General features: G+C 60.7%; 16 protein-coding genes and 3 tRNA genes. 16 read left to right on the top strand and 3 right to left on the bottom strand.

Annotated elements, in window-relative coordinates:
* The first annotated feature begins 138 nt into the window (after positions 1-138).
* The 3 genes from PG900_RS12035 (at position 139) to PG900_RS12025 (ending at position 3,733) form a co-directional block, all read left to right on the top strand.
* On the top strand, positions 139-1,212 hold the full coding sequence (locus tag PG900_RS12035) for a porin (protein ID WP_270831517.1): 1,074 nt from the start codon (positions 139-141) through the stop codon (positions 1,210-1,212).
* Between the two features lie 213 nt (positions 1,213-1,425).
* The gene (locus PG900_RS12030; RefSeq protein WP_270831516.1) at positions 1,426-2,367 is read left to right on the top strand and encodes a hypothetical protein; all 942 of its coding nucleotides are present in this window, start codon (positions 1,426-1,428) and stop codon (positions 2,365-2,367) included.
* A gap of 175 nt (positions 2,368-2,542) precedes the next feature.
* The gene (locus tag PG900_RS12025; protein ID WP_270831515.1) at positions 2,543-3,733 is read left to right on the top strand and encodes an amino acid aminotransferase; all 1,191 of its coding nucleotides are present in this window, start codon (positions 2,543-2,545) and stop codon (positions 3,731-3,733) included.
* Between the two features lie 77 nt (positions 3,734-3,810).
* Here the strand turns inward: PG900_RS12025 and PG900_RS12020 are convergent, their stop codons facing one another.
* The 3 genes from PG900_RS12020 to PG900_RS12010 all read right to left on the bottom strand — a co-directional run bounded on the left by PG900_RS12020 (position 3,811) and on the right by PG900_RS12010 (position 6,449).
* Positions 3,811-5,319, bottom strand: a complete 1,509-nt coding sequence (locus PG900_RS12020; protein WP_270831514.1) for a helicase HerA-like domain-containing protein — start codon at positions 5,317-5,319, stop codon at positions 3,811-3,813.
* Positions 5,320-5,442: 123 nt separating this feature from the next.
* Positions 5,443-5,937, bottom strand: coding sequence for a DUF2062 domain-containing protein (locus PG900_RS12015; RefSeq protein ID WP_270831513.1), 495 nt, complete (start codon positions 5,935-5,937; stop codon positions 5,443-5,445).
* Positions 5,931-6,449 carry a DUF2062 domain-containing protein gene (locus PG900_RS12010; RefSeq protein ID WP_011706585.1) on the bottom strand — a complete coding sequence of 173 codons (519 nt, stop codon included), beginning with the start codon at positions 6,447-6,449 and terminating at the stop codon, positions 5,931-5,933. Before PG900_RS12010 ends, PG900_RS12015 begins: the two co-directional genes overlap by 7 nt.
* On the opposite strand from PG900_RS12010, the gene PG900_RS12005 reads away from it, so the two are divergent.
* The 13 genes from PG900_RS12005 (at position 6,387) to PG900_RS11945 (ending at position 19,257) form a co-directional block, all read left to right on the top strand.
* Positions 6,387-8,678 carry a DNA internalization-related competence protein ComEC/Rec2 gene (locus PG900_RS12005; protein ID WP_270831512.1) on the top strand — a complete coding sequence of 764 codons (2,292 nt, stop codon included), beginning with the start codon at positions 6,387-6,389 and terminating at the stop codon, positions 8,676-8,678. The genes PG900_RS12010 and PG900_RS12005 overlap by 63 nt on opposite strands.
* Positions 8,679-8,810: 132 nt before the next feature.
* A complete protein-coding gene (gene msbA / locus PG900_RS12000) occupies positions 8,811-10,580 on the top strand; it encodes a lipid A ABC transporter ATP-binding protein/permease MsbA (protein ID WP_016351252.1) in 1,770 nt (589 codons plus the stop codon).
* Positions 10,580-11,581: a tetraacyldisaccharide 4'-kinase gene (gene lpxK, locus PG900_RS11995; RefSeq protein WP_270831511.1), complete on the top strand. Its 1,002-nt coding sequence runs from the start codon at positions 10,580-10,582 to the stop codon at positions 11,579-11,581. The genes msbA and lpxK overlap by 1 nt, the downstream gene beginning before the upstream one ends.
* A 121-nt stretch (positions 11,582-11,702) precedes the next feature.
* Positions 11,703-11,891, top strand: a complete 189-nt coding sequence (locus PG900_RS11990) for a Trm112 family protein (RefSeq protein WP_011706581.1) — start codon at positions 11,703-11,705, stop codon at positions 11,889-11,891.
* Entirely contained in the window at positions 11,888-12,649 is a 762-nt protein-coding gene (kdsB, locus tag PG900_RS11985; protein ID WP_024944871.1) for a 3-deoxy-manno-octulosonate cytidylyltransferase, read from the top strand. The genes PG900_RS11990 and kdsB overlap by 4 nt, the downstream gene beginning before the upstream one ends.
* A gap of 212 nt (positions 12,650-12,861) precedes the next feature.
* The gene (gene uvrY, locus PG900_RS11980; RefSeq protein ID WP_011706579.1) at positions 12,862-13,506 is read left to right on the top strand and encodes a UvrY/SirA/GacA family response regulator transcription factor; all 645 of its coding nucleotides are present in this window, start codon (positions 12,862-12,864) and stop codon (positions 13,504-13,506) included.
* A gap of 188 nt (positions 13,507-13,694) precedes the next feature.
* The gene (gene uvrC / locus PG900_RS11975) at positions 13,695-15,545 is read left to right on the top strand and encodes an excinuclease ABC subunit UvrC (protein ID WP_118880880.1); all 1,851 of its coding nucleotides are present in this window, start codon (positions 13,695-13,697) and stop codon (positions 15,543-15,545) included.
* A 303-nt stretch (positions 15,546-15,848) separates the two neighbouring features.
* Entirely contained in the window at positions 15,849-16,403 is a 555-nt protein-coding gene (pgsA, locus tag PG900_RS11970) for a CDP-diacylglycerol--glycerol-3-phosphate 3-phosphatidyltransferase (protein WP_011706577.1), read from the top strand.
* A 181-nt stretch (positions 16,404-16,584) separates the two neighbouring features.
* Positions 16,585-16,660: transfer RNA gene (locus tag PG900_RS11965), tRNA-Gly, on the top strand.
* 34 nt (positions 16,661-16,694) lie between these two features.
* Positions 16,695-16,768, top strand: a tRNA-Cys gene (locus PG900_RS11960).
* Positions 16,769-16,809: 41 nt separating this feature from the next.
* A tRNA-Leu gene (locus tag PG900_RS11955) sits at positions 16,810-16,896 on the top strand.
* A gap of 262 nt (positions 16,897-17,158) precedes the next feature.
* Complete coding sequence (locus PG900_RS11950; protein WP_125607381.1) at positions 17,159-18,346, top strand: tyrosine-type recombinase/integrase; 1,188 nt, start codon at positions 17,159-17,161, stop codon at positions 18,344-18,346.
* A gap of 20 nt (positions 18,347-18,366) precedes the next feature.
* Complete coding sequence (locus PG900_RS11945; RefSeq protein WP_270831510.1) at positions 18,367-19,257, top strand: hypothetical protein; 891 nt, start codon at positions 18,367-18,369, stop codon at positions 19,255-19,257.
* Positions 19,258-19,294: the final 37 nt, after the last annotated feature.

The following is a 19,294-nucleotide window of genomic DNA, read 5'->3' as shown; positions in this document are numbered from 1 at the left end:
TCTCAAAAAGTTCCAAGTTTTTTCATTGCGGATTGCAAAACCCGGTGCTAGTCTCGGGCCCCATAGTGATGCAAAGAACATCGCTAACACAGGGAATAACAACAACTTAGTGTTTAATTACAGTAGGCATTGGAAACTATGAAAAAGACAATTCTGGCTATTGCTATCCCGGCTCTGTTTGCATCCGCAGCTAACGCTGCCGTCATCTATGACAAAGACGGTACCACCTTCGACATCTACGGTCGTGTACATGCCCAGTACTTCGGCGAGTACGACTCCTACGATGCAGACGCAGATTCTTACTCCAAGAATGATGGTGAGCTGACCACCTATGCCCGTCTGGGCTGGTCCGGCAAAATGGCTCTGAATGACACCTGGTCTGGCGTTGCCAAAACTGAGTGGCAACTGGCCTCCGAAAACTCCTATGGCAGCGATAAGCGTGAGCTGAAGGCTCGTCACATCTATGCTGGCTTCGATGGTTCCCAGTATGGCCAGTTCCTGTTTGGTCAGACAGAAACTGCTTTCTACAATGCAACCGTCGCCAAGACCGATATCTTCAACGACTACGGTGACATGGCCAACGTCTATGATGATCGTCAAGAAGGTCAGGCTATCTATAACGGTCAGTGGAACGGTTTTGGCCTGAAGGGTGGCTACATCACCAACAACGGCAGCTATGATGCGAACTACGCTGGCTGGTCTGGTGTTGAAGGTAAAATGGACCACGGCTACACCCTGGGCGCAACCTATGACTTCGACTTTGGTCTGGGTCTGGCAGCAGGTTACGAGTCCAAGAGCTTCGAAGATGCCTCCACCCTCACCATCACTTCCGAAAACGGTACTTTCAGCCGTGCTGATCTGACCGACAAGAATGACTGGGCTGTTGCCGCAAGCTACACCTATCAGGGTTTCTACTTCGCTGCCCTGTATAACGAATCCACCTACAAGTTCGACGGCTTCAACGATGCCAAGGCGCGTGGCTACGAGCTGGCTGCTTCCTACAACGTAGACGCCTGGACCTTCCTGGCTGGCTACAACTTCGCTGAAGCGAAAGTGGAAGGTGTAACTTCTTACGAAGACACCGTAGATTTCACCTCCATGGGTGTTGAATACGCCTTCAACTCCAAGCTGAAAGCTTACACCGAATACAAAATCCAAGGCCTGAGTCAGCAAGATGACGAGTGGACTGTTGGTATGCAATACAACTTCTAATCACGCTTCCCTCTCGTAGGGAACGTTGAAAGAGTTGATGAAACGGCCAAGCTTGCTTGGCCGTTTTGTTTTATCTGCCTTTCACCTTATTCCCTCCGCCGTTTGGCCCTGCGCCAGGTCACGTTGTCTCTTTTCCGCCCTTGGCTCCTTAGTCGTAAATCGCTAGATTATTCAATTCGTTGAAAGATGGTCTGCCGACAGGGAAGGATGCGTGTGATCGATTTCAGTCACCCCGAGTGGCGAGCGCTGGCTCAGCAGTTGCTGGATGAGGCGCCCCAGGTTATCCGCGGTCGCCAGTGGCAGCCCCTCATCGGCATGCTCAAGGACAATCAGCTGCTGCTCCCCCTTGGCAATCACCGCTATGAGCTGACCCCGGCCGGACGGCGCTATCTCACCCGCGAGCTGATGCTGGCCGAGATCGCCACCGCTCTCCCCGAGCCTGAGGAGTGGCTTCATGCTCAGGGTTGGCAGTTGGGGGAGCAGGTTAACGAGCGGGTGCTGGCGGCGCTCTATCGCAAGTCAGATGTGAACTTCACCCCCAACGAGCAGATCGACTTTGAGGACAAGGGCATTCGGCTCTGTGCCGATCAGCTGTTGCGCTTGCGCTCCGCCCAGCCGTTCAGCCTCTTTTTTAGCAGCGGTACCCTGATCGACGCGGCGCCCTGGCTGCAGGCCCTCGGCGAAGTGGCCCTACCTGAGCGCACCCTTGAGGATCTTGGCAAGATCCTGTGGGGGGAAGGGAATATCAAGCGGGTGATCACCACCGACAGCGTCGGCGCCTTTGCCGAGCTTCTTCTTGAGTCAGGCTGCTTGCTGGTGTGGGCTCCCGCCTCGGCGCAGCAGGCGCTGCAGCAAGTGATCGCCGCTCTGCCACCCCAGGTGCAGTGGAGCCATCTTACCTCTCTCGATCCGAGCGGGGTGGATCGGGTGCTGACCCTGGCCCAGCGCCTGGGCCGTCCGGCCAGCTGGTGGCTGCCTACCTCACTGGCTCCCATCATGGCGGCCTATGCCCTGCCGCTGACCGATTCCCGTCCCTGGGAGCCGAGCCGGATCCCCAAGTCATTGTTAGCAGTTTGTAGCGGCTTGGTTGAGTCCAATGGTGGCTTGTCTGCCGAGGTGTGCGCGTTGGCGCCGCAGTGGCATGCCATCGGTTGAGATTGCCGCAGATCCGGCCGAAAAAGCGGTTTGCCCCCACTCTGCACGGTGATATAAAGAGTTGACGAAGCGCTCGCCAGATGGGCGCTTTTGTTTGCCACGTGTTTTGCGTGTCACGGACGGTGTGCCAACACGCTTTGCCAGCCAACGAACTCAACGGAATACAGGGAATACCATGTTTGAAAAGGTTGTTGCCGCCCCAGCGGATCCGATCCTGGGCCTGACCGAAGCCTTCCGTGCTGACTCTCGCAGCCACAAGATCAACCTGGGGGTCGGGATCTACAAGGATGAGACCGGTGCCACCCCCATTCTCCACTGCGTCAAGAAAGCCGAGCAGAAGCTCTTGACCGACGAGAAGACCAAGAATTACCTCGGTATCGAAGGCAATATCGAATATGGCCGCATCGTGCAGCAACTGCTGTTCGGGCACGATTCTGCGCTGGTCGCCAGCGGCCGGGCCAAGACTGCTCAGGCGCCGGGCGGTACCGGTGCCCTGCGCATCGCCGCCGAGTTCGTGGTGCGCAACGGTCTGGCCAAGACTGTCTGGATCTCCGATCCCACCTGGGCCAACCACGTCAGCGTGTTCCAGGCTGCTGGCCTTTCCGTCAAGTGGTACAAGTACTACGATGCGGCCAGCAAGGGTCTCGACTTTGCCGCCATGCAGGCCTCTTTGGCTGAAGTGCAGGCAGGCGATCTGGTGCTGCTGCACGGCTGCTGCCACAACCCGACCGGTATCGACCCTACCGCTGATCAGTGGCGCGCACTGGCCAAGCAGAGTGCTGCTGCCGGCTGGCTGCCGCTGTTTGACTTCGCCTATCAGGGCTTTGCCCGCGGTATCGAAGAGGATGCCGAAGGTCTGCGCATCTTCGCCGAGTGCCACGACGAGCTGCTGGTGGCGAGCTCCTTCTCCAAGAACTTCGGCCTCTACAACGAGCGGGTAGGCGCCTTCACCCTGGTCAGTGCGACCAAGGAGATCGCCGACGTGGCCTTCACCCAGGTCAAGACCGTCATTCGCGCCAACTACTCCAACCCGCCGTCACACGGTGCCGCCGTCGTCACTGCCGTAGTGAGCGATCCGGCCCTCTATGCCGAGTGGGTGGAAGAAGTGGCGGCCATGCGGGTGCGCATTCGTGAGATGCGGGAGCTGCTGGTGGAGAAACTGGCGGCGCGCGGCGTGAATCAGGACTTCAGCTTTATCCGCGAGCAGAACGGCATGTTCTCCTTCTCAGGCCTCTCCAAGGATCAGGTGGAGCGCCTCAAGAGCGAGTTTGCCATCTATATCGTCGGTTCCGGCCGGATCAGCGTGGCCGGTATTACCCGCGCCAATATCGATCCTCTGTGCGAGGCGATCGCCAAGGTGTTGTAATCACCGCCATCTGCATCTGTTTAGTAAAAAGCCCGCCGGGGAGACCCGGCGGGCTTTTTTATTTCCAAGTGCTGGTCTCAGCGGCGGCGTTTGCCGCCCCCCAGCAGGGAGCCGAGGACGCCGCGTACCAGCTGGCGACCCACCTCGCTACCGATGGTCCGGGCCACGCTCTTGGCGGCGGTCTGCACCACGCCGTCGTGCTGGCCGCCACGGGGGCCGGTGCGGCCAAACAGGATACTATTGAGGGTATCGAGCAGGCCGCCTTCCCCGTTGGATAGCTGTTCGCTGCCTTGCTCGCCAGTGGTTGTCACCTTGGCGCCGTTGAGCCGCTCGAAAGCCGACTCGCGATCCTCCGGCGTCTCGTAGCGGCCGTGCAGCAGGGATCCCTGAATGAGCGCCTGCCGCTCGGCGTCGCTCAAGGGGCCGATGCGGCTGGCGGGCGGGGCGATGAAGGCGCGCTCCACCATGCTGGGCCGTCCCTTCTCGTCGAGCAGAGAGACCAGCGCCTCGCCGACACCGAGTTCGGTGATGACGCCGGCGGCATCGAAGGCGGGGTTGGCCCGCAGGGTCTTGGCGGCGATCCGCACCGCTTTCTGATCACTCGGGGTAAAGGCTCGCAGGGCGTGCTGCACCCGGTTGCCAAGCTGCCCCAATACGCTGTCGGGGATGTCGGCCGGGCTCTGGGTCACGAAGTAGACACCCACTCCCTTTGAGCGGATGAGCCGCACCACCAGTTCGATCTTCTCCAGCAGCGCCCTGGGCGCATCGTTGAACAGCAGGTGCGCCTCGTCGAAGAAGAACACCAGCACCGGCTTGTCCGGATCCCCCACCTCTGGCAACTGCTCGAACAGCTCGGAGAGCAGCCAGAGCAGGAAGCAGGCATAGAGCCGGCTGGATTGGGTCAGCTTGCTGGCGGCCAGCACATTGATATGGCCGTGGCCAGCCTCATCGGTCTGCAACAGGTCCTGAATGTCCAGCATGGGTTTGCCGAAGAAGTGATCGCCGCCTGCACTCTCCAGTGTGAGCAGGTTGCGCAGGATGGCGCCGATGGAGGCGGTGGAGACGTTGCCGTAACGGGTGGTGAGGGATTTGGCGTTGTCACCGGCAAACTGCACCATGGCGCGCAGGTCTTTGAGATCAAGCAGCAGCAGCCCCTCGTCGTCCGCCACTTTGAACACCAGCTCCAACACCCCGCTCTGGGTATCGTTGAGGCCGAGCAGGCGGGCGAGCAGCAGGGGCCCCATATCGGAGACGGTGGCCCGCACCGGGTGGCCCTGTTCGGCAAACAGATCCCAGAACAGGGTGGGACTGGCGGCAAAGGCGGGGGCCGGAATGCCGAGCTGGGCCAGCCTGGTGTCCAGCTTGGCCGAGCCCGCTCCGGCGGCGCCCAGTCCGCTCAGATCCCCCTTCACGTCGGCCAGAAAGACCGGTACGCCGAGGCGGGAGAACCCCTCCGCCAGCACCTGCAGGGTGACGGTCTTGCCAGTACCGGTGGCGCCGGTGATGAGGCCGTGGCGATTGGCCATGGCTGGCAGCAGGGAGAGGGGATGGCCATTGGCATGGGCCAGCGTGAGCGGTTCGGCCATGGTGGGCTCCTTGTGGCAAATGGGGGACGAAAAACAACGTGTTACAAGGAGTGTGGTGGCAGGATCCGGGGATGGCAAGGGAGTGCCTCGTCAGCGCGCCAGAGGCTGACGAGGCGGGCGGGATCAGCGGCTGCGGACCAGCTTGCCGAGGCGCAACAGCAGCAGGGTGAGCAAGGCGCCGGCGGCGGCGCTCAGCACCGCCAGCAGCAGGCTGCCGAGCAGGAAGGGGGGCACCAGGGTGGCCGCCTCGTGCTCCAGCCAGTGCAGAGTCCAGCTGAGGTGAAACGGCTCCGGCGTCTTGTGTAGTACCAGACAACCGGTGCGATAGGCGTAGAGGTACATGAAGGGCAGGGTCAGCGGGTTGTTGAACCAGACCGCCAGCAGTGCCAGCGGCAGGTTGAGGCTGAACGCCAGCGCCAGCCCGACCGCGATGAGTGAATGCATGGGGATGGGAAACCAGCAGGCGAAGATGCCTGCCGCCACCGCCCCGCTCAGGGCGCGCGGCCCCCCTTGCCAGAGGGCGGGTGCGAGCAGACGCTCGCCAAACAGGGAGAACCACTTCTGCTGGCGCAGGGTATCGGGGTCAATCTTGAAGCGGGCAAACCAGCGATTCAGCATGCGCGGGCCACCTTGCGTTTCTGCCACTGACGAACGGTGCTGATGCGCCAGCAGGTACGAATGAGGGCGTAGCCGATGAGGGAACTGAGCAGGGCGAGCACCAGCGAACCCAGCAGCAGCGGCGGGGCCACGGTCTCGAACACCGACACCAGCCAGGCCCAGGTGAACTCGATCTCGATGTGCTGGGAGGATTGCCCCAGCAGCTGGCAGCCGGTCAGATAGGCGCCGTAGAACAGCGGCGGCATGGTGAAGGGGTTGGAGAGCCAGACCAGAGCTACCGAGAGCGGCAGGTTGACCCGGCAGGCGATGGCGCCACCGGCCGCCAGCAGCATCTGGCAGGGGAGCGGCACCCAGGCCATGAACAGCCCTACCGCGAAGGCACCGGCTGCCGAGCGCCGATTGAGGTGCCACAGATTGGCATCCAGCAGCAGCTTGCCAAACAGCCGCAAGTGCTTGTGTTCCTTGAGTGTTGCCGGATCAGGCAGCCAGCGTTGTATGAGTCGTTTGGGCATATTGAAACCTTGCTAAATACTTGCACCATGGATCTGCGTCTGTTGTCGTTTGCCCTCGGGGCAAGCTCCTCACTGCTTTGGCCATGGTTGCCTTCATGGGAATGGGGTGGCCTGATGCTGCTGCTCGCGTTCCCCCTGGCCGGTTACCGCTGCTGGCGGCTGTTATTTTTGCTGTGCGGCATCCTCTGGATGCAGGGGAGTTTGCACTACCGACTTGCCTGGCTGGATCAGCTTGGCAAAAAAACGAGCCACATCATAACCGCACAGCTGCAAAGTGCAGAACCCGAGGGCGATAAATTTATCCGGCTGGTGCTGCGGGTGAACAGGCTCGACGAGCAGGCGCTCACTCCGGCGCCGCTGGTGCGCATCAATGCCTACCAGGCGCTGCCCGCCATGACGGCAGGCAGTCGCCTCACGCTAGTGGTCTCTCTCAAACCGGCCCACGGCCTGGCCAACGAGGCGGGGATGGATGGGCGGCGCCTGCTGCTCGGCAAGGGGATCACCGCCACCGGCAACCTGCGCCGGGTGATCCAGATTGAGCCGGCGCAGACGGGGCTGCGTGAGCGCTGGCTGGCCCGCGCTGCCGCCAGTTGGCAGGATCTGAGCCAGGGCCCGCTGCTGGCGGCGCTCACCTTCGGCGAGCAGGGCGGCATCACGGATGAGCAGTGGAGCCTGTTTCGCGGCAGCGGGCTGACCCACATCATCGCCATCTCGGGACAGCATATCGCGCTGGTGGCGGTGCTCGGCTGGTGGCTGGGGCGGCTGTTCGGGTTGCGGGGGGCGATTCTGGTCGCCCTGCTGTTTGCCGCCCTCTACAGCTGGCTGGCCGGTTTTGCGGTGGCCACCGAACGGGCCCTCATCATGGTACTGGTGTGGAGCCTGCTGCGCTGGCGACGGCGGGAGTGGCCGGCCCATCGCATCTGGTTGTGGGCCTTCGTGGTGCTCACGCTGTGGGATCCCTTCGCCCTCTATTCGGCCGGATTCTGGCTCTCCTTCCTGGCGGTGGCTCTGCTGCTGGTGGCGAGTCTGCTGGAGGCCAAACCCGGGCTCATTCGTCTGCAGGGCTTGTTGCTGCTGGGGTTGCTGCCACTGCAACTGGCGCTGTTCGAGGGGATTGCCCCGCTGTCGCTGCTGATCAATCTGCTGGCATTGCCGCTCTTTTGCATCGGCATCATACCGCTGGCGCTCATCGGGGTGCTGCTGGCGCCGCTTTCAGGGGAGCTGGCCCACCTGCTGTTCTGGCTGGCCGATGTCGGCCTGCAGTGGGTGTTGTGGGCGTTGGCCCGGCTGGCCAGTCAGTGGCAGCTCTGGTGGCCGGTGCCGGGCTGGGTACTGCCGCTCACGGCGCTGCTGACCCTGCTCTGGTGCGCCTGGCATGTGCCGGGCGGCCGTCCGCTGCTGTTGCCAGGGGGCGTGGCCCTGCTGCTGGCGGCCTGGCCGGCGCCGAGCCACTGGCAACTGAGGGTGCTGGACGTGGGGCAGGGGCTGGCGGTGCTGATCACCCGGGGCGAGCGTGGCATCCTCTTCGACACCGGCGATCGCTACCCGGGCGGCTACAACATGGCGGATGCCGTGATCCTGCCCTTGCTGAACCGGCTCGATGTGCGGGTGCTGGATTATCTGGTCATCAGCCACAAGGACAGGGATCACGCCGGCAATCGGCGCGCCATCCTGCAGGCTCTGCCGGTGCGCCACGAGCTCTCGTCATTCGACTTCGGCCGCTTCACTACCCTGTGTCGGCGTGGCCAGCAGTGGCGCTGGCAGGGGCTCGAGATGGCGGTGCTCTGGCCGCAGCAACCGGGGCCTGGTCACAACAACGACGGCTGTGTGTTGCAGATCCGCGACGGGGAACGGCGCATCCTGCTCAGTGCCGACATCGAGCGGCAGGCAGAGCAGCGGCTGCTGGCGCTGGAAGGGGAGGGGCTTGCCAGCACCCTGCTGGTGAGCCCCCATCACGGCAGCCGCACCTCCTCCACGGCACCCTTCGTGGCGGCGGTGGCCCCCCGCTATGTGGTGCACAGCGCCGGCTTCATGAACCAGTGGGGCTTTCCCCGCCCCGAGGTGGTGGCCCGCTACCAGGAGGCGCAGCAATGGGTCACCGGGCTGGACGGAGAAATTCTGGTCGAGCCTGCGCCGGGTGGGCTGTGGATCCGGGCCGAACGGGAGCAGGGCCCCTGGTTTCGCCGCAAGGGTGACTGGTGGCGGCCTGCATTCTGGCCTGATCGCTGAGCGTAAACCCGGCTGTGGCTGGGATAACGGCCGTCATTTCCTGTCTTGGCGAGGGACATGCGCTGGCGATGCTTGGTGTAATCCTGCGCTTTGGCTAGAATAGCCCGTCATTTCCCTTATTAACGGCTATTCATGCAACAAGAAATCTCACAAGACAGCTGGCCTGTCTTCAAGCGTCTGCTCGGCTATGTCCGTGACCGCAAGCTTGGCCTGATCGGCGGCATCATCGGCATGCTGGGCTACGCCGCCGTGGATACCACCTTCGTCTATTCCATCAAGCCGCTGATCGACCAGGGGATCAACGGCAACGATCCGACCGTGCTCAAGTGGATGCCCTTCTTCGTACTGGGCATCGTGGCCCTGCGCGGCGTCGCCAACTTCCTCTCCAACTACTGCATGGCCTGGGTCGGCAACCACGTGGTGATGCGTCTGCAGCAGCAGGTGTTCAATCATATGGTGGCGATGCCGATGAGCTTCTTCGACCGCCAAAACACCGGTCACCTGCTCTCCAAGGTGACCTATGACGCTAGCCAAGTCTCCTCGGCGGCGAGTACCACCTTGGTCACCCTGGTGCGGGAAGGGGCGACCGTGGTCGGCCTGCTCGGCCTGATGTTCTGGCACTCCTGGCAGCTGTCGGTGATCTTCCTGGTGGTGGGGCCCGTGGTGGGCATCATCATCGGCCTCATCAGCCGTCGTTTCCGTCAGATCAGCCGCCACATCCAGCAGGCGGTGGGTGACATCACCACCTCCACCGAGCAGATGCTCAAGGGGCACAAAGAGGTGCTGATGTTCGGTGGCCAGAAGGTGGAAGAGAAGCGCTTCTTCAAGGTCAGCAACAACATGCGCCAGCAGACCATGAAGATGGTCGCCGCCGATGCGATCGGCAGCCCGGTGGTGCAGATGGTTGCCTCCATCGCGCTGGCGGCCTTCCTCTATGTGGCCACCATCGACAGCGTGCGCAGCGAGCTGACTGCCGGTACCTTCACCGTCATGATCACCTCCATGATGATGCTGCTCAAGCCGCTGAAAAGCCTGACCGACGTCAACAACCAGTTCCAGCGCGCCATCACCGCCTGCCACAGCCTGTTTGGCCTGCTCGACACCGAGCCGGAACAGGATACCGGTACCCGTACCCTGGAGCGCGCCCGCGGCGAGATCGAGTTTCGCAACGTCACCTTCACCTACCCGACCAAGGACACCCCGGCGCTGCACAACGTCAGTTTCAAGGTGGAGGCGGGTAAATCGGTGGCGCTGGTGGGGCGTTCCGGCTCCGGCAAGAGCACCATCGCCAGCCTGTTGACCCGCTTCTACGACATCGAACAGGGGGAGATCCTGCTGGACGGCGTCAATATCCGCGATTACCGCCTGAGCGAGCTGCGCAAGCAGTACGCCCTGGTCTCCCAGCATGTCCACCTGTTCAACGACACGGTGGCGAGCAACATCGCCTACGCCGCGGAAGAGAAATATAGCCTCGACGAGATCAAGCAGGCGGCCCGCATCGCCCACGCCGACGAGTTCGTCAGCAAGATGAGCAACGGTTATGACACCGTGGTTGGCGAGAACGGTGCGTCGCTTTCCGGCGGTCAGCGTCAGCGCATCGCCATCGCCCGTGCCCTGCTGCGTGATGCGCCGGTTCTGCTGCTGGACGAGGCTACCTCGGCGCTGGATACCGAGTCCGAGCGCCACATCCAGGCAGCCATCGACGAGCTGTGCAAGGCGCGCACCTCGCTGGTGATCGCTCACCGCCTCTCCACCATCGAGAAGGCGGACGAGATCCTGGTGATCGATGAAGGCCATATCGTCGAGCGCGGCAACCACGCGGCGCTGATGGCCCAGCAGGGCACCTATGCCCAGCTGCGCGCCATCCAGTTCGGCCATGCCACCGCAGGTGGCAACGCCTGATGCTGGAGCGGCTCTGGTATGCAAAGAGTGGCTGGCGCTGGTTGCTGGCCCCCTTTGCCCTACTGTTCGCCGTCATCAGCGGTACCCGCCGTTACGCCTATCGTCATGGCTGGTGCAAGGGCTATCGTGCCTCTGTGCCGGTCATCGTCGTGGGCAATATCTCGGTGGGTGGCAATGGCAAGACCCCGGTAGTGGTCTGGCTGGTGGAGCAGTTGCAGGCCCGCGGCTATCGCCCGGGGGTGGTGAGCCGCGGCTATGGTGGCAAGGCGCCCCATTACCCGTACCGGCTCAATGCCGCCAGCACCACGGCGCAGGCGGGGGATGAACCGGTACTGATTGCCCGGCGCTGCGGCTGCCCGGTGGTGGTTGCCCCGAAACGGGCCGATGCGGTACGTCTGCTGGAGCAGAGCGGCGAAGTGGACATCATCATCACCGACGACGGCCTGCAGCACTATGCGCTGGCCCGGGACATCGAGCTGGTGGTGGTGGATGGGGCGCGTCGTTTCGGCAACGCCTGCCTGTTGCCCATGGGGCCGCTGCGCGAGCCGGTCACCCGGCTCAAGCGGGTGGACGCCATCATCTGCAACGGCGGCGAGCCGGGGCGGGGAGAGTATCCCATGAGGCTGGTGGCTGACGCTCCCCGCCGGGTGTGCGACGAGGCCCCGCTGGCCACGCCGCTGGCGGGCCCGGTCGATGCGCTGGCGGGAATTGGTCATCCGCCCCGTTTCTTCGCCACCCTCGAAGGGCTCGGCTACCAGCTGGATCAGCGGGTGGCCTACGGCGATCACCACCCCTTCGATCGGGACGAGCTGGTGGGCCGCTTTGCCGGCAAGCCGCTGTTGATGACCGAGAAGGATGCGGTCAAGTGCCGCTCCTTTGCCCTCGACAACTGGTGGTATCTGCCGGTCAGCGCCGAGTTGCCCGCCTCCCTGCTCGATACCCTGCTGCACAAGCTGGGGACGAGCGGGAAGGGGCAAGGCGCAACCCAGGCACAAGGTTAATCTCTCTCGCCCGCGTGGGGGAGCAGGGGCTTATCATGCCCCGCATGGTATATCTGGTTGCTCGACATCCATCGCCGGCGTGATGAAACCGCCGGTGCGACATCGTTGAAGGAGTATCGTTTTGGCTTTGGACATCAAGTTGCTCGACATCATTGCTTGCCCGGTCTGCAAGGGCAAGCTGCACTACAACAAGGCCGTGCATGAGCTGGTCTGCCGCTTCGACAAGCTGGCCTATCCGCTGGAGGAGGGGATCCCGGTGCTGCTGGAGAACCGCGCCCGTCCGCTCAGCAGCGACGAGCTGTCGTCATGAGCTTCGTCGTCGTCATTCCGGCCCGCTACGCCTCCACCCGGCTGCCGGGCAAGCCGCTGGCCGACATCCACGGCAAGCCCATGGTGCAGCACGTGGTGGAAAAAGCCCTGCAGTCGGGCGCCGATCGGGTGATCGTCGCCACCGATGACGAGCGGGTGCAGCAGGCGCTGGCCGCCTGCGCCGGGCAGGCCGGTTTCGAGGTGTGCATGACCTCTAAGGATCACCAGTCCGGCACCGAGCGCTTGGCCGAGGTGTGCCGTCACTACGGCTTTGCCGCCGACACCATAGTGGTCAATGTGCAGGGGGATGAGCCGCTCATTCCGCCGGTCATCATCCGTCAGGTGGCGGACAACCTGGCCGCCGCCACGGCGCCCATGGCGACCCTGTCGGTGCCGATCCAGGACGCCGAAGAGGTGTTCAACCCGAACGCCGTCAAGGTAGTGACCGACCAGGAGGGCTACGCCCTCTACTTCAGTCGCGCCTCCATTCCCTGGGATCGGGATCGCTTTGCCGCGAATCGCGAGCAGATTGGCGATCACTACCAGCGCCACATCGGCATCTACGCCTATCGCGCCGGCTTCATCCAGCGTTACGTGGACTGGGCGCCGAGCCTGCTCGAGCAGATCGAGGCGCTGGAGCAGCTGCGGGTGCTCTGGTACGGGGAGAAGATCCACGTGGCCCAGGCGCTCGAGGCGCCGCCGGTCGGGGTGGATACCCAGGCCGATCTGGACAAGGTGCGCGCGCTGCTGGCGAACTGATGCCGACAACAGCAAAAATGACTCTGAACGGTGCCTGCGGGCGCCGTTTTTTGTGTTTAATCTTTATATAATTATTTGATTCAAAACACCATTTATGAGCACTTTCAAACTTTTCCCGGCCATGGTTTGCCAAATCAGCGAGTTTGGTTATGATGCAAGACGCCGTGTTAACCCTAACTGGCATATAACGAGATAAAAAACGGGGTGTTTGGGTGATTAATGTATTCCTGGTCGATGATCATGAGTTGGTGCGTACAGGGATAAGACGCATTCTGGAAGATGTCCGCGGGATCAAGGTGGTGGGCGAGGCGCAGAGCGGGGAAACCGCAGTCACTTTCTGTCGTCAGCACCATCCCGACGTGATCCTGATGGACATGAACATGCCGGGCATCGGCGGCCTGGAGGCGACCCGCAAGATCCTGCGGATCCGGCCCGATGTGCGCATCATAGTGCTGACCATTCATTCAGAAAATCCGTTCCCGACCAAGGTGATGCAGGCGGGTGCCGCCGGCTATCTCACCAAGGGCGCTGCGCCGGACGAGATGATCCACGCCATTCGCCTGGTCCACTCCGGTCAGCGTTACATCTCCCCGGAGATCGCCCAGCAGATGGCCCTGAGCCAGTTTGCCTCGGCCGACGAGAACCCCTTCAAGTCCCTCTCCGAGCGCGAGCTGCAGATCATGATGATGATCACCAAGGGGCAGAAGGTGACCGATATTTCCGAACAGCTCAACCTGAGCCCAAAGACGGTCAACAGCTACCGCTATCGGCTGTTCAGCAAGCTCAACATCAATGGCGATGTGGAGCTGACCCATCTGGCCATTCGCTATGGCATGCTGGATGCCGATACCCTGTAACGGGCGGCGTGTAGCCATCAAAGGCGGCCTGTGCCGCCTTTTTGCTTTTTGCCGGTCTGGCGCAGTATGCTCTGTGCCGTCTTCTGCTTTCATCCGTTGAGCCGAGTTGCCGATGAGCCTCTCTTTCGATCTTCCGTTTGCCGCGATCCCCCAGATCCAGCACCTCGATCCCCGTTGCCGGAGCCAGCATGACCTCGTCTGAACCTCTCTTCGACAGCAAGGCGTTTCTCAGTGCCGTCACCCACCAGAGCGGCGTCTACCGCATGTATGACAGCGGCGGCACCGTCATCTACGTGGGCAAGGCCAAGGATCTGAAAAAACGGCTCGCCTCCTACTTTCGGGCCAACGTCGACAGCATCAAGACCCGCACCCTGGTGCGCCAGATCGCCGACGTGCAGGTGACGGTCACCCACACCGAAACTGAGGCGCTGATCCTCGAGCACAACCTCATCAAGCAGTACCAGCCTCGCTACAACGTGCTGCTGCGCGACGACAAATCCTACCCCTGGATCATCATCACCGCGCACCAGCACCCGCGCATCGGTGTTCATCGCGGTGCCCGCAAGGTGAAGGGGGAGTACTTCGGCCCGTACCCCTCCGGCGGTGCGGTGCGCGAGAGCCTGCACCTGATGCAGAAGATCTTCCCGGTGCGTCAGTGCGAGGATGCGGTCTATGCCAACCGCAGCCGCCCCTGCCTGCTCTACCAGCTCAAGCGCTGCGCCGGCCCCTGCGTGGCCGGGCTGGTGAGCGAGGCCGAGTATGCCCAGCAGGTGGAGCTGGCCAAGCTGTTTCTGGCGGGCAAGAACCAGCAGGTGATAGGCGAATTGGTGGGCAAGATGGAGTCCGCCAGCGGCGATCTGCGTTTCGAGGAGGCGGCCCGCTACCGGGATCAGATCCAGGCGCTGCGCCGGGTGACCGAGCAGCAGTCGGTGAGCGGCAACGTGCTGGACGAGCTCGACGTGGTGGGGGTGGCCTTCGAGCAGGGGACCGCCTGCATCCACGTGCTCTTCATCCGCCAGGGCAAGGTGCTGGGCTCGCGCAGCTACTTCCCGAAAGTGCCGGCCGATACCCAGCTCGACGAGGTGGTGCAATCCTTCCTGCTGCAGTTCTATCTGTCGGGGCAGGGGGGGCGGCAGATCCCGAGCGAGGTATTGCTCGACGTGGCGCTCGAAGACGAGAACGTCATCGCCGAGACCTTGACCCAGACCGCCGGCTACAAGGTGCGGGTGGTGAGTCGTACCCGCGCCGAACGGGCCCGCTTCATCAAGCTTGCCTCCATCAACGCCCAGACCGCGCTGCGCTCGCGGCTCGCCCACAAGAGCACCACCACCGCCCGCTATGACCAGCTGGAGGAGCTGCTGGAGCTGGAGCGCCCCATCGCCCGCATGGAGTGCTTCGATATCTCCCACACCATGGGGGAGCGCACCGTGGCCTCCTGCGTGGTGTTCAACCGGGAAGGGCCGCTCTCCTCGGAATACCGCCGCTTCAACATCGACGGTATCACCGGCGGGGATGACTACGCCGCCATGGAGCAGGCGCTGGAGCGTCGCTTTGGCAAGCAGCAGGAGCCGGACAAGGTGCCTGACGTGCTGTTTATCGATGGCGGCCTTGGCCAACTGCGCCGCGCCGAGGAGATCCTGGCCCGTCAGCTGGAGTTTCTGGGGGGCAAATATCCGCTGCTGGTGGGCATCGCCAAGGGGGTGACCCGCAAGGCGGGGCTGGAGACCCTGATCCTGGGGGAGAGCCACGAAGAGCTGCATTTGCCGGCAGATATGCCCGCCTTGCACCTGATTCAGCACATTCGCGATGAATCCCACCGTTTTGCCATCACCGGCCACCGCGCCAGACGGGCGAAAGCCCGCACCACCAGTACCCTGGAGGACATTCCGGGGGTGGGGCCGAAACGGCGGCAGGCGCTGCTCAAGTACCTGGGTGGGCTGCAGGAGGTGAAAAAAGCCGGGGTGGAGGAGCTCGCCAAGGTGCCCGGCATCAGCCAGGAGCTGGCCCAGTCCATCCACGACGCCCTGCACTCGCTCTAGCATTGGTAGCCGAGACGGGGTGAATGCGCCTCCATGTTGCCCCTGTTTGCCCTGATGGCGAACAGGGGTTGTCGCCCAAGGTATCGGCAAGGGGCGAGTTGAGTCACATCATTCACTCTGGGTTCATTCACTTCGGGGATCCCGGCACACAAGAGCCGTGACGCAGGGGGGCCGTAAATGCCATAATGGCCCGCATCCTGAGGTTGTTGATGGATTCATAGACCAAGGCGGGCGCCTGTCCGGTTGCATCCGTGATCGGCTTGGGGCTACCATGTAGCGGCATACAAGAAGTGGCTGAAAATAATGACAAATATTCCTAATCTGCTGACGTTTTTTCGGATCTTGCTCATCCCCGTCTTCGTCATCCTGTTCTACCTTCCCTATCAGTGGTCCTATCTGGCGGCGGCCATCGTCTTCATCCTGGCGGCGGCGACTGACTGGTTTGACGGCTACCTTGCCCGCAAGCTGAACCAGTCCACTGCCTTCGGCGCTTTCCTCGATCCGGTGGCCGACAAGATCATGGTGGCGGCGGCGCTGGTGGTGATCGTCGAGCACTACAACACCATCTGGGTGACCATTCCTGCCATGACCATGATTGGCCGCGAGATCATCATCTCCGCCCTGCGCGAGTGGATGGCCGAGCTTGGCAAGCGCTCCTCGGTGGCGGTCAGCTGGATTGGCAAATGGAAGACCATGATCCAGATGGTGTCGCTCACCGGTCTCATCTGGCAGTACGACATCTGGATGGTGTGGCTGGCCTATGTGCTGCTCTATGTGGCCACCGTGCTCACCTTCTGGTCCATGTTCCAGTACATGAAAGCCGCCTGGGGCGATCTGACCTACCACTCCCGCTTCTAGTCTGCGTTTGTACTAAGCACCGTTTCCCCGCACTTGGGGCAGGGAAACGGTCGTGAACGTTGAAAATGCAGGAAAAGGGCAAAAAACACTCGAACGATCAGGGTATTAAACATTTTTGGTTGACTGGGCGAGGAACATCGCTAGAATGCGTCCTCGTAGTCAGGCAGTCAGCCAGACCATTGCGGGAATAGCTCAGTTGGTAGAGCACGACCTTGCCAAGGTCGGGGTCGCGAGTTCGAGTCTCGTTTCCCGCTCCAAATTCAGACAATAGAGAGCTTCTCTCTTTTGCATGGCGCGTTAGCAAAGCGGTTATGCAGCGGATTGCAAATCCGTTTAGTCCGGTTCGACTCCGGAACGTGCCTCCATATTGACAAGCCCGCGGCGCGAGCTTGATACCGATTACGGTGCCCGAGTGGTGAAATCGGTAGACACAAGGGATTTAAAATCCCTCGACGTTCGCGTCGTGCCGGTTCGATTCCGGCCTCGGGCACCATTAGTTAATATCACATAGTATCACCACATATCTGAAACCCGCATGGCCTAAGGCTTTGCGGGTTTTTTGTTATATCTTGTCGTATCATGTCTAGTCACAACATACCCCCAGCTTTGGGGGTACATCTGGGGGTATTGGTTCTGATAGGGGTAAAAAGTACCCCCAATTGTGCCTAACCCGTGCCCTGTCTGGGCTGCGGCTCGGCAATAGATACCCCCGGTGTGTGCAAGTACCCCCAAGCAAACACGGGAGATACCCCCAGATGGCGCTATCAGATATCACCGCTCGACAGGCAAAATTCAACGGTAAGCAGCAGAAACTATCCGATGAGAAAGGCTTGTTCTTATTGGTTAACCAGTCTGGCAGGTATTGGCGGCTCAAGTATCGCCACGGTGGCAAAGAGAAGACGCTCGCCTTGGGGGTCTATCCCGAAGTGTCACTGAAAGAGGCTAGGACAAAGCGGGATGATGCTCGTCGGCAGCTTGCTGAAGGAGTGGATCCGGGCCTCGCCAAGAAGCAGAGCAAGATCGCTAACAAGTTGGCCAACGAGAACAACTTTGAAGCACTGGCGCGAGAGTGGCACCAAAGCCAGCTTGCCCGCTGGACGCCAGTCCATGCCGCTAGGGTGCTCAAGTCGCTTGAGGTGGATGTGTTCCCCGATCTTGGGGTGGTGCCCGTTGCCGAGCTAACCGCGCCCATGATGTTGGATGCTCTGCGCAAAGTGGAGAAGCGCGGGGTTACTGAAACAGCCGGGAGAATCCTACAACGGATCGGCTCTGTCATGCGCTACGCCATCCAGACTGGGCGGGCTAGCTACAACCCAGCCCAAGACCTGAAAGGGGCACTCAAGGCCACCAAACAAGAACATAGACCCGCTTTGCCCCGTTCTGAGCTGCCAGAGTTCTTCCGACGTTTGGAAGCTGAGCCACTTAATCCGGCGACTCGTCTTGCCCTCCATCTGCTGATGTTGACCATGACCCGCCCTGGTGAAGTGCGCTTTGCCCGTTGGGATGAGTTCGATATGGAACGGGCAGAATGGCGGATCCCTGCTGCGCGGATGAAGATGCGAACCGAGCACCTTGTCCCTCTTTCACGTCAGGCGTTGGCTGTGCTCGATGAGCTGCGTCAACTGACCGGCCATTGTGAGTTGCTGTTCCCGAGCGAGCGCAAGTTGACCAACCCCATCAGCGAAAACACTCTGAGTTATGCCATGGGGAGAATGGGCTACAAGGGGATCGCTACGCCGCATGGATTCCGAGCGCTGGCCTCCACCACACTGAACGAGGAAGGCTTTGATCCGGACGTGATCGAACGCCAACTTGCCCATGCGGAGCGTAACAAGGTTCGTGCGGCCTATCATCGTGCAGAATATTTGGACGACAGGCGTAAGTTGTTGCAGTGGTTAGCCGACTTCTATGAATCGCAACAGGGCAGCAATTTGTACCAGTAAATCCCACACGAGTATTCGCAATGTTGAAAGGTGACATGATGACACGGAAATCCAGTCCAACTACTCCGAGCCAGTTGAATATTCTAAAGCAACTTGAATACTGTCGTTTGGATAGAGCCGCAGAGCTGTTAGGTTGTGAAGTATCAGATTTGATTCATATTGGAGCAACTGAGCGGGTTGATATATATGTATTACTGACTGATGAACCTATTGCAAATGTTCATTTTCCAGAACTTACAAAAGATTTTCTCGAAAAATTCAAGAAAAGAAAAACTAAAAAATTCACATTGAATTCATATGCATCCATACGTCCTGTGGCGTCGAATGAATTGAAGCTTTCATCCCCTTCACAAAGGGCTACTCTATATGGGCTTTGGCAATTGCCACAGAATGTAATAAGTTTTTTTGAAACTGATATATCAACGAGTCTGGAATATCTTTATGTAAGAGTTATGGCAAAGACCAGCGAGGGGGAGATCGTGTTTGCTCACGTTAATGACTGGGCAAACGCATCTACCGTTAGAGGTTTTTATCTCATGCAAGCAGACTTAATACGACTATATACCAGCTTCACCACCGGCAAGCTACTAGATAAGCAAATTGGATTATCTGCTCAGCAAGTTGAAAAAATTCAACAAGCCAATGATATTGATCTGCACAAACCTAATCCTCAGGCAGAACGCTATGCTGCAAATCGTGAGATTATTTTAGCAGCGGCCATCTATGCCAAAATTAGATGGCCTGAAGAATGTAGGAGCTCAGCAAAAGAGTGGGCTGATACAATATTAGATCATGCCGTTGAATTGTTTCCTGATAGGCCTGTAGAGGAGCCCGCCCCCTTATCCGCTCAGGTTATAGAACGGATTCTTGGCGCTGCAATGAATAATGGTACTCCACACAAAAGCAAATAGAATCAATGTCAGGTAAGCACTCGGTATGCTTACCTGA

The organism is Aeromonas sp. QDB03, assembly GCF_027707985.1.
Taxonomy (GTDB): domain Bacteria; phylum Pseudomonadota; class Gammaproteobacteria; order Enterobacterales; family Aeromonadaceae; genus Aeromonas; species Aeromonas hydrophila.
This window is presented reverse-complemented; position numbering and strand designations above follow the sequence as displayed.